Source organism: Pseudomonas sp. 43NM1 (genome assembly GCF_002836905.1).
Classification (GTDB): Bacteria; Pseudomonadota; Gammaproteobacteria; order Pseudomonadales; family Pseudomonadaceae; genus Aquipseudomonas; species Aquipseudomonas prosekii.
On sequence record NZ_MKGS01000114.1, the window covers coordinates 66,195 to 76,832 of the forward strand.

A 10,638-nucleotide genomic window follows, 5' to 3' on the forward strand; every position below is an offset into this window, starting at 1 on the left:
CGCCTCTCAGACTCAGTAAGGTTGCAACGGCAGGAAATACTGATTGGCTAGCGCCAGGTCGATGGCGCCGTGGTAGATCTGGATTTTCTGACTCGGATTTGTTGCTTTGGCCAATGCCGATTCATACGTTTCGAAACGTTGGCCCTCGGTTTTCAGATGCGCGGTGGTGAAGTGGGTTTTGTCATCCGTCAAAACAGCATAGTGAAAGTGCGCATACCACAGTGCCTTGTCGTCGCGGTTGAACAACCCATATTCCTGCATGAAATCCTTGCGCCCGGTTTTCAACTGAACTCGTTTTCCGATAGGTCTGACGTGCAGCTCGTTGCCTTGCAATAAATAGCGCACACCGACGCTGGTTGGCGGCTGCGCCAGCGTCAGGCGAGTGCGCATTCGGGTGGCCTGGGTGCGCAGGCTGAGCGCTTTGCCGTGCAGCTCGGCGATCAGCGCCGCATCCTTTTCGTTGGCCGGTGGCGCGTCTGGATGTTTATCCAGGCTATGGGCATAGCGGTCGAGTTTCTGCGCCTCGCGTTCAAATTGCTCCTCAATGTCCTTGGGCGAACTGCCGTCCTGAGAATAGCCCTCGATCTTGCGCACCTGTGCATCGACCTTGGCCAAGGCCTTTCGCGCGTCGCCCTTGAGTTGCGGATAGCTGCTTGCTGAGCGCGGTGGCTGCGTGCGCGCCTGAACGATTTCGATCCAGACATCCGGTTCGTGTTCATGGAAAGAGGCCAGTACCGTGTCATCCATGGGCGCATTGATGTCGACGATATCGCCGGCCTGATCGGTAACACGTGGGCGCAGTTCGCCGATAAACGTACCTTTGGATGTTTTGATCACACGCTTTTTGCCGACCGATGCGCTGGGCCTTGGTTTTGTTTTGCTGGTTTCCTTAGAGGTGCCAGGCGTTTGTGCTGAGCTGTCCTCGGACGAAGGCGGCTGTTCCAAGGCAAGCTGCTGAATTTCTTCGACCAGACGGTTCTCGGCATCAACGCGCATTTGATCAATGATCACCCGCATGCGGTTGAACGACGGCATCTGCAGCTCATCGGCATTAAACACCCAGATTCCGCCCAAAGCGCTTTGGGCGTTTTTATAACGCTCGACCAGGTTGTCCAGAACGGCTATGCGTTCGCTGCGTTCATAGCCCTGATTGTTCTGCAATTCGACATGCGATCGCGCCAGCAACAGCAACGGTTGAATCACCGCTTCCAGCGCAGTGGAAAGTTCTGTTCCTAACGTTTTCACGCTGAGGTTACGCAGCACGATCAAATGGAAGGCCTTGACGTTCAGCGCGGTCATTTCGCCTTCTGATCTGCCGTGGTTCAGCTCCTTGCGGATCCTTGGCCCCAAGAGTGGAATCTGTAACAGCTCCTCCATGCGCGCATCTGCCGCTTCGTAGCACGCAATCATGGTTTCGTTGATTTCGCCGGTTTGTTGCATGAACTTGAAATACCGCTGCATCACCCCATCGCCATCTGCTCTCAAGGCTTGGTAGATGTGCTGTTCACCCCCGGTAAATTCACTGTAGTTGCGCGCGGAAGCGGCTCGTTCGATGTCAGCCATCACCACTCTTTTACGAAGATTCCTGATGATGTTGCTCAGCTGAATGGCGATATTCGACTGATCTACGGGCACATCCGTCAACGTGCTTGCCTCGCGCATTTCGGCAATCAGGGCGACGTAGTTCTGCGTTTGCTTGTCCATCTCGACGACAAATCGTTCCCGGGCCGTAGCGCGCTCCTGCTCCGTGCTGGCAGGGTTCGCTTCTTTGGCGTGGAAGATGTTTTCGGCGATATCGATGCGCTTTTGCACGCGTTCCTGTTGCTCGACAAACGCTTGATAGTTCAGCTCGAGTTCGGCGATGCGTTGGCGGCGTTTTTCCCGCTCGGCGGCGATCCTTCCTTTGCGTCCGCCACCGACCAGTTGCAGGCCCCGGTCCAGCGTCCAGTTGCCTTTGCCATTGGATTTGAGCTTGATCCCGGGGTGATCGGCGTGTTCCGGATGAACCAGAAATACCTCGCCGAAACCCGGCACGATACGCACGCGAAACAACAGGCCGGCGAGGGTGGCGTACCATTTGCTGTCGATTCGGTACAGGCCGGCAAAGGGGCCGATGGCGATCGGTTGCGGCAACACAGTCGGCCAAGGCACGCGCACCTCTTTGAGTTGTCCGAACAGGCGCGCCGACGCTGAATCGCGTGCGGTCGACAGGTTGAAATCCAGCAAAGTACGCCCGCTGCCGGGTGGTTCGGAAGCTAGGCCCGGCGCCAATTCGGTGATGGCAGCGCCGGCAATCACCGGTGATTGCGCCGAGCGCCGAAGCGGCGCGAGGGCGACCGCAGATTCGCGTGAATCGCTGGAGAGCAATGCGCTTTCGCCACGGTTTTGCGCGACGTGCAGCAGCACCAAGCCAAGGTTGATCAGCACATCAACCCAGGCCTGTTCACGCGCATTCAGATCATCGCCGTCCAGCGCCGGAAGGTCTTCGATCAGGCTGTGGGTGAGTTGCAGCATCCAGCCCACCAGCATGGCCGGCCCGCGTAACAACGGCAGGATCAGGTTGTTGAACAGCAGCCATGCGCCTTCGAGAATGCTCGCCCAGCGACTTTCGGCGTTGGACACCGATTGGCGATCGGCCAGCTCGATCAACGCTTGGGCGTTGCTGCTGAACAGCCGGTTCAGCAACTGACCGTTTGCCAGCGCAGCAAGCCATTCTGCGGCTTGGTCATCGGCAAGCATTGCCGGTTGCGGTTTGTCCGGGCGGCTGAATTCATCGCCAAGGTGCATGTGCACAATGTGCGGCTCGTTGAAGCCGTTATGCTCGTAGATCGGCCGCGCGCGGTCGGTCAGCCAGGTGAGCACGCTGGTTTGCACGGGACCGCTTTGGGCGATGGCGCTCAGCAGTTGCTGGCGGCTGGAATATTGCTGCAGCGCCGGCGAGTACATCGGCCGGTAGAGAATGCGCGGGCCGTCGGCATTCAGATCGTGCGGCTCGATGATGAACATGTTGCTCACCGCATCAGGCGCAGCGTCTGCTTTGCGCTGGAAGGCCAGCGGTCGCAGGACGATTTGCTGGCCATCGACCGTCCTTTCCGCTTGCGTGCCGTGCATCAGCGCTTCGACGTAGCGATAACCCTGACGGGTGAAGCCCTGCTCGGATTTGATCGATTGTTCCAGCGCCAGCATCGGCAGATGCACCGAGAGCTCCAGTCCGAACAGCCGCGCACGTTCCTGCGCCTGCGGGGTATCGCCCAACAATTGGCTACGAATCAGTTCGGGGTAGTGTTTGCCGACATCGACGCGAGTAACCAGATCCAGCACATAGGCTTGCGTGGTCCAGTCCTGAATCAGCTGCCCGCCGGTATGCCGAATCGTCATCCGGCCGTTGGGGCGCCCGGCAAGATTGCGGATCGCCAGTTGTGTCAGGGTCATTTTCACCGGTTGCAGATAACCGCTGCCCAAATCACCGACCGGCACATGAAACGTCAGCTCCAGTTGGTCGGCGTCATAACCCGGCGCCAGCGGCTGATCCTCGAGCATCTGTTGCTGCAGCGCTTTTTTGGCGAACGTGTGGAGGTCGTCGATGCCGGTCTGAAAGCTGCGCCCGCCGGTCTTTTGCTTGATCCCGGCGAGGCTCAGCACATGCTTGCGGTAAGCCATGCGATCTACGGCGTTGGCGGTTTGCAGCCACTGCGGAATGGCTGATTGAATGTGTTGAAAGCGCATTGAGGTGTGCGCGTCGGGGGTTTGATCATCGATGAACAACGCTGCGACGTCGGTGATCGCCGCGAAGCGTTTTTCCAGTTGTGCAAGGCGCTGGCCGGCCGGAAGCTTCAGCGCGGCGAGGTCCTCCAGTTGCTGGTTCAGCAGCAGGGCGGCCTGGGTGTCGAAGATATTGCCGTCGGGCTCATAGCGTTTCCACGCGACACTGTCGGCCATGAAAGTCTGCTCAAACCGCTCGCCCCACGCTTGACCGAACGCTGCCACCGAAGGGAATGATTCGATGCTGCCGGTCACTGCGCACAGCAACACGCTTTCACCACAGATCACCAGGAGGTCGGGGCTTTGCAAGTTGATTGAAACCTCGCCCACGTGCAGGGTTGTTTCGATGACACAAGCCTGAAGGGTGCCCACCGGTGGAGGTGCGTCGAGGCGTTGCTGTTTGTCGGGATGACGGCACAGTTCACTCACAATGTCGGCGTGCTGGGCGTTAATCGCGGCGTGGCGGATCGCTGATGTTTTCAGCGTGCCGTTCAGTAAATCCCCCACCCATTGCCAGCGACTGACGCCGGCATCCACCGGTTCGTTCCAGTAATCACTCAGCGCTTGCTGAAAACCGACGAAAACAATCGCCGGCAACTCGCGTATGAGCCCGGCGATCAGTTGCATGTCGGGCTCGCGGTGGCTGGTGCTGTCTTGCTTAAGGTGTCTGGTTCCGTCGTTGGTCAGGTAGCAGGCACGGCCGAATTGCTCGTTGAGCGCCGGCGGTGTGCCGCTGGCCAGATAGGAGAGCACGACGTCGAGCAACAGCGTTAGCCGCCAGCCACCTTCGGGGTCCGGTTGGGCGAGGCGGGTGAGGAGCGGATCGAAATCCAGCAGCGGGTATTTTTCCAGCAAATCATCCTTGAGCAGGCTGGCGGTGACTGAACGCAAGGTCGGGCGGCTGTTGAACCGTTCGCTGATGGTTTGCGCGATCAGGTTTGTGTAATGGCCCGTTGCGGCGGGCAATGTTGTGGTTGGCATGATGCAATCCTTTGCATGGCTGATGCCTGAACCCTAACGCCTGAATAAATCAGCCGTGCGGTATATAGATACCGCACATTGTCGAATTTCCCTGAAACCCTGCATTGGGTTCAGTGGTTGTTCGGTGGATCGCCGCCCAACACCACGTCCAGCGCACTGCGGGCGTCGTCGAGTTGCACCAGTGTCGCGTGTCGTGCGCCGAGGGCATCGCGGTTTTCGATGGCGGTCAGGATCGCCTTGTGCCGTGGCAGCGCCAGTTCATGCAGGTTCGGCCGCTGGTTGGAATGCTTCAACGCCTCGGCGATGGCGACACCGAGCATGTTGCACAGGTTGGCCAGCAAGTCGTTGTGGGTCGCATCGGCGATGCGGCTGTGGAAGTCCAGGTCCGGTTGCAGCAAGGCTTCCGGGGTCGGCGCGGCCTCCATGCGTTGGTAGGCTTCGCCGATCGAGGCGATGTCGGCGTCGGTGGCGTATTGCGCGGCGAGCGCGGCGGCGGCCGGTTCGATGATGCTGCGCACGCTGGTCAACAAGCCGAAAAATTCATTCTGCGGACTGCTTTGCATCAACCAATGCAACACGTCCGGGTCGAGCATGTGCCATTCCTTGCGCGCCTTGACCACCGTGCCGACGCGCGGACGGGAATACACCAGACCTTTGGCGACCAACACCCGCGTGGCTTCGCGCAATACCGGCCGGCTGACCGCGTACTCTTCGCACAACAAGGCTTCGGCGGGCAGTTTGTCGTCGGGCTTGAAGCGTCCGGAGACGATCTGCATGCCCAATTCCTGGACGATGCGCGAGTGCATGCTTTTGCGATCAGAGGGTTTGCGGTAATCCATGGGGAACGGCGCGATCCTGGGCGATGGGGGGTGGGGCGCATGATAGCAGGCGCGGGCGAGGACGGTCGCCAGAGCAGGACTTCTGTAGGAGCAAAGCTTTTGTGGCGAGCGGGCTTGCCCCCGTCGGGGAGCGAAGCCCGCTGAATCAGCCGCGGCAATTGCCAATGAGTCCGCGGCGACTGATTCACGACTGCTGCGCAATCGAACGGGAGCAAGCCCCCTCGCCACACAGCCTCGGTCCCACAGAGGGCGGTGGGATCAGTGCGAGTGGCGCGGCACTTCGGAGCCGCGGCAACCGACCAGGAAGTCGAAGTCGCAGCCCTGATCCGCTTGCAGCACGTGGTCGACGTACAACTGACGATAGCCACCGACGATCATCTGCTGCGGCGGTTGCAGATCGGCCATCCGCGCCGCCAGTTCGGCGTCCGGAATGTCCAGGTGCAAACGCCCGGTGGCGCAATCGAGCTCAATGAAATCGCCTTCCTGCACCACCGCCAAAGGCCCGCCGGCCGCGGCTTCCGGGGCAACGTGCAAAACCACCGTGCCATACGCCGTGCCGCTCATGCGCGCATCGGAAATCCGCACCATGTCGGTCACACCCTGCGCGAGCAATTTGGCCGGCAGCCCCATGTTGCCGACTTCAGCCATGCCCGGATAACCCTTCGGCCCGCAGTTTTTCATGACCAGAATCGAGTTGGCATCAACGTCCAGTTCCGGGTCGTTGATCCGCGCCTTGTACATGTCGAAGTTCTCGAACACCACCGCACGTCCGCGATGCTGCATCAGTTCGGCGGTGGCGGCGGACGGTTTCAGCACAGCGCCGAGTGGCGCCAGATTGCCGCGCAACACGCAGATGCCGCCGTCAGCGCGGATCGGATTGTCGAGGGTGCGAATCACTTCGTCCTGACCGTAAATCGGCGCGTCCTTGGTGTTCTCGCCGAGGGTCTTGCCGTTGACGGTCAACGCGTCTGGATTCGGAATCAGGTTCGCCTCGCCGAGACGACGCAGCACCGCCGGCAAACCGCCCGCATAGTAGAACTCTTCCATCAGGAAGCGCCCGGACGGTTGCAGGTCGACGATGGTCGGCATGCCGCGACCGATGCGCGTCCAGTCGTCCAGGTCCAGCTCGACGCCAATGCGCCCGGCGATGGCTTTCAAGTGAATCACCGCGTTGGTCGAACCGCCAATGGCTGCGTTGACCCGAATCGCATTTTCAAAGGCTTCTTTAGTGAGGATTTTCGACAGCCGCAAGTCTTCGCGAACCATCTCCACCGCGCGCATGCCGGACATGTGCGCCAACACATAACGGCGCGCATCCACTGCCGGAATCGCCGCGTTGTGCGGCAGTGAAGTGCCTAGTGCTTCGGCCATGCAAGCCATGGTCGACGCGGTGCCCATGGTGTTGCAGGTACCCGCCGAACGCGACATGCCGCCCTCGGCCGCGAGGAAATCGTCGAGGGTGATTGTGCCTGCTTTCACTTGCTCGCTGAGCTGCCAGACCACCGTGCCCGAGCCGATGTCCTGGCCCTTGTGCTTGCCGTTGAGCATCGGCCCGCCAGTGACAACGATCGCCGGGACGTCGCAACTGGCGGCGCCCATCAACAATGCCGGAGTGGTTTTGTCGCAACCGGTCAGCAGCACCACGCCGTCGATCGGGTTGCCGCGAATGGCTTCTTCGACGTCCATGCTCGTCAGGTTGCGGGTGAACATGGCGGTGGGGCGCAGGTTCGATTCACCGTTGGAGAACACTGGAAACTCGACCGGCCAGCCACCGGCCTCGATCACCCCGCGTTTGACGTGCTCGGCGATCTGCCGAAAGTGCGCGTTGCACGGGGTCAATTCCGACCAGGTGTTGCAGATGCCGATGATCGGCTTGCCGTGGAACTGATGGTCGGCGATGCCCTGATTCTTCATCCAGCTGCGGTACATGAAGCCGTTTTTGTCGGCGGTGCCAAACCATTGGGCGGAGCGCAGGGTGGGTTTCTTATCAGCCATGATCGATTCTCTTATTGTATGACTATATTGTTCGAGCTGACGCTTAACATAAGCGCAAATCTGCGGATTTGGAAGTGTTGCTAGCTTAAATAGTATTACTATATAGTCTCGCTCAACGGAGGGATGGCCCTGGCGGTTTTCCGCGAGAGGCGTCCCCCGAGGTTCTATAACAACAACAATCGGAGACCGATCTCATGAGCCAGGAATTGCGGCTTATTCGTCGCATCACGCTGAAACTGATTCCCTTCCTGATCTTGCTGTATCTGATCGCCTATGTGGATCGCTCCGCCGTCGGCTTCGCCAAGCTGCACATGGGCGCCGACATCGGCATCGGCGATGCGGCTTATGGCCTCGGCGCCGGGCTGTTTTTCATCGGCTACTTCCTGTTGGAAATCCCCAGCAACCTGATGCTCGAACGCTTCGGCGCGCGGCGCTGGTTCGCGCGAATCATGGTCACCTGGGGCGCTATCACCATCGGCATGGCGTTCGTCCAGGGGCCGCACAGTTTCTACGTCATGCGCTTTTTGCTCGGCGCCGCTGAGGCCGGGTTCTTCCCGGGCGTTCTCTACTACATCACCCAATGGTTTCCGGTGCGCCATCGCGGCAAAATCCTTGGTTTGTTCATCCTTTCGCAGCCGATCGCGATGATGATCACCGGGCCGGTGTCCGGCGGTTTGCTCGGCATGGACGGCACCCTTGGGCTGCACGGCTGGCAATGGCTGTTTATCGTCATCGGCACGCCAGCGATCCTGCTGACCTGGCCAGTGCTGCGCTGGTTGCCGGACGGTCCGCAACAGGTGAAATGGATGGACCAGGCCGAGAAGGACTGGCTGACCGGCGAGCTGAAAAAAGACCTCGCCGAATACGGCCAGACCCGTCACGGCAACCCTCTGCATGCGCTGAAAGACAAACGCGTGCTGCTGCTGGCGCTGTTTTATCTGCCGGTCACTTTGAGCATTTATGGTTTGGGCCTGTGGCTACCGACCTTGATCAAACAGTTCGGCGGCAGCGACCTGACTACGGGTTTCGTGTCTTCGGTGCCGTACATTTTCGGGATCATCGGTTTGCTGATCATTCCGCGCAGTTCCGACCGTTTGAATGATCGCTACGGCCACTTGGCGGTGCTTTATGTGCTGGGTGCGATTGGTTTGTTCCTGAGTGCCTGGCTGACCTTGCCGGTCGCACAATTGGCGGCGCTGTGTCTGGTGGCGTTCGCGCTGTTTTCCTGCACCGCGGTGTTCTGGACCTTGCCGGGCCGGTTCTTCGCCGGGGCCAGTGCGGCGGCGGGGATTGCCTTGATCAACTCGGTCGGCAACCTCGGCGGCTACATCGGGCCATTCGTGATTGGTGCGCTGAAGGAATACACCGGCAATCTGGCCTCGGGTTTGTATTTCCTGTCTGCGGTGATGGTGTTCGGGCTGGTACTGACGGGCGTGGTTTACCGCTTGCTCGAGCGCAAGCACGTGCTGCCCGCCGATCAGTTTGCCGCCAGCGCCCGGGGTGCGACGCGTACTTGAGCCATCACCCATATCCACTGTGGGAGCGAGCTTGCTCGCGATGGCGGCTGAATATTCAGCATTGATGTCGACTGGCAGCCCGCAATCGCGAGCAAGCTCGCTCCCACAGGGTTCAGCGCCATATACGAGATTTGTTTACGGGAGAATTTCATGCGTTTAGTTCAATTCGAGTTAAGTAACGGCGAGCGCCGGGTTGGCGTGGTTGAAGGCGCTTTGATCCGCGAAGTGCAAGATGCGCGCACCGTGCGTGACCTGGCGCTGGCCGCGATCGAGGCTGGGGTCAATCTTCAGCAACAAGTGCAAACCCACGGTTTGGGCAGCAGCCACGACTATCCAGAGCTGCTGGCCAACTTGCGCATTCTGCCGCCGCTGGATCACCCGGACCCGGCGCACATGCTGGTCAGCGGCACCGGTCTGACCCATTTGGGCAGCGCCTCGGCGCGCGACAAAATGCACCAGCAAGTCGGCGATGAAGCCGCAATGACCGACACCATGCGTATCTTCAAGTGGGGCGTCGAGGGCGGTAAACCGGCGGCGGGCGAGGCGGGCGTGCAACCGGAATGGTTCTACAAGGGCGACGGCAGCATCGTCGTGCGCCCGGGCCAGTCGTTCCCGCTGCCACCGTTTGCCGAAGACGCCGGTGAAGAGCCCGAGCTCAGCGGTCTGTACGTCATCGGCCACGACGGCAAGCCGTATCGCCTCGGTTATGCGGTGGGCAACGAGTTTTCCGATCACGTGATGGAACGCAAGAATTACCTCTATCTGGCCCACTCCAAATTGCGCAGTTGCAGTTATGGTCCGGAACTTCGCGTCGGTGAGCTACCCCAACACTTGGCAGGCACCAGTCGCATCCTGCGCGACGGTGAAGTGCTGTGGCAGAACGAGTTCCTCAGCGGCGAGGCCAATATGTGCCACAGCCTGGCGAACCTCGAGTATCACCACTTCAAGTACAGCCAGTTCCTGCGACCGGGAGATGTGCACATTCACTTCTTCGGCACCGCGACCCTGTCCTTCGCCGATGGCATCCGCACCCAACCGGGTGATGTGTTTGAAATCAGTCAGGCTGAATTCGGCGCGCCTTTGATCAACGGCATCGCGCCGGTGGCAGCGGCATTCGAACCCGGCACCGTCGGCACCCTTTAAGGAGATTTTCATGACCCAGATCCTTGGCCACAACTACATGGGCCACAACTACATCGGCGGCCAGCGTAGTGCAGCTGGCTCGATCAAATTGCACAGCGTTGACGCCAGCACTGGCGAGACTTTGCCGCACGATTTCGTACAGGCCACCCCGGAAGAAGTCGACGCCGCCGCCAAGGCTGCCGCCAGCGCTTATCCGGCTTATCGCAGCCTCAGCGCCGAGCGCCGCGCGCAATTTCTTGACGCGATTGCCGACGAACTGGACGCCTTGGGCGATGACTTCGTCGCTGTGGTGTGCCGCGAAACCGCATTGCCCGCCGGGCGCATTCAAGGCGAACGCGGTCGCACCAGCGGGCAGATGCGTTTGTTCGCCAAAGTCCTGCGTCGCGGCGACTTTTATGGCG

6 protein-coding genes are annotated in these 10,638 nt (G+C 60.1%); 3 read left to right on the plus strand and 3 right to left on the minus strand.

What is annotated here, in order from left to right; genetic code table 11:
• Positions 1 to 12: 12 nt before the first annotated feature.
• The 3 genes from BI292_RS11235 to BI292_RS11245 all read right to left on the minus strand — a co-directional run bounded on the left by BI292_RS11235 (position 13) and on the right by BI292_RS11245 (position 7,577).
• Positions 13 to 4,743 carry a dermonecrotic toxin domain-containing protein gene (locus tag BI292_RS11235; protein ID WP_101207920.1) on the minus strand — a complete coding sequence of 1,577 codons (4,731 nt, stop codon included), beginning with the start codon at positions 4,741 to 4,743 and terminating at the stop codon, positions 13 to 15.
• 110 nt (positions 4,744 to 4,853) lie between these two features.
• Positions 4,854 to 5,582 carry a FadR/GntR family transcriptional regulator gene (locus tag BI292_RS11240; RefSeq protein ID WP_101207921.1) on the minus strand — a complete coding sequence of 243 codons (729 nt, stop codon included), beginning with the start codon at positions 5,580 to 5,582 and terminating at the stop codon, positions 4,854 to 4,856.
• Positions 5,583 to 5,840: 258 nt separating this feature from the next.
• Complete coding sequence (locus BI292_RS11245) at positions 5,841 to 7,577, minus strand: IlvD/Edd family dehydratase (RefSeq protein WP_092280598.1); 1,737 nt, start codon at positions 7,575 to 7,577, stop codon at positions 5,841 to 5,843.
• 194 nt (positions 7,578 to 7,771) lie between these two features.
• Here BI292_RS11245 and BI292_RS11250 point away from each other — a divergent pair, with 194 nt between their 5' ends.
• The 3 genes from BI292_RS11250 to BI292_RS11265 form a co-directional block, all read left to right on the plus strand.
• Complete coding sequence (locus BI292_RS11250) at positions 7,772 to 9,094, plus strand: MFS transporter (RefSeq protein ID WP_092280600.1); 1,323 nt, start codon at positions 7,772 to 7,774, stop codon at positions 9,092 to 9,094.
• A gap of 150 nt (positions 9,095 to 9,244) precedes the next feature.
• A complete protein-coding gene (araD1, locus tag BI292_RS11260; protein WP_092280602.1) occupies positions 9,245 to 10,237 on the plus strand; it encodes an AraD1 family protein in 993 nt (330 codons plus the stop codon).
• Positions 10,238 to 10,247: 10 nt separating this feature from the next.
• Positions 10,248 to 10,638, plus strand: a 391-nt coding sequence (locus tag BI292_RS11265; RefSeq protein ID WP_157831250.1) for an aldehyde dehydrogenase family protein, incomplete at its 3' end; no start/stop codon positions are given.

What these genes read in the sequence shown, in the direction of transcription:
- araD1 (WP_092280602.1), top strand. Translation starts at nt 9,245, where the DNA reads ATGCGTTTAGTTCAATTCGAGTTAAGTAACGGCGAGCGCCGGGTTGGC.
- BI292_RS11240 (WP_101207921.1), bottom strand. Translation starts at nt 5,582, where the DNA reads ATGGATTACCGCAAACCCTCTGATCGCAAAAGCATGCACTCGCGCATC.
- BI292_RS11245 (WP_092280598.1), bottom strand. Translation starts at nt 7,577, where the DNA reads ATGGCTGATAAGAAACCCACCCTGCGCTCCGCCCAATGGTTTGGCACC.
- BI292_RS11235 (WP_101207920.1), bottom strand. Translation starts at nt 4,743, where the DNA reads ATGCCAACCACAACATTGCCCGCCGCAACGGGCCATTACACAAACCTG.
- BI292_RS11250 (WP_092280600.1), top strand. Translation starts at nt 7,772, where the DNA reads ATGAGCCAGGAATTGCGGCTTATTCGTCGCATCACGCTGAAACTGATT.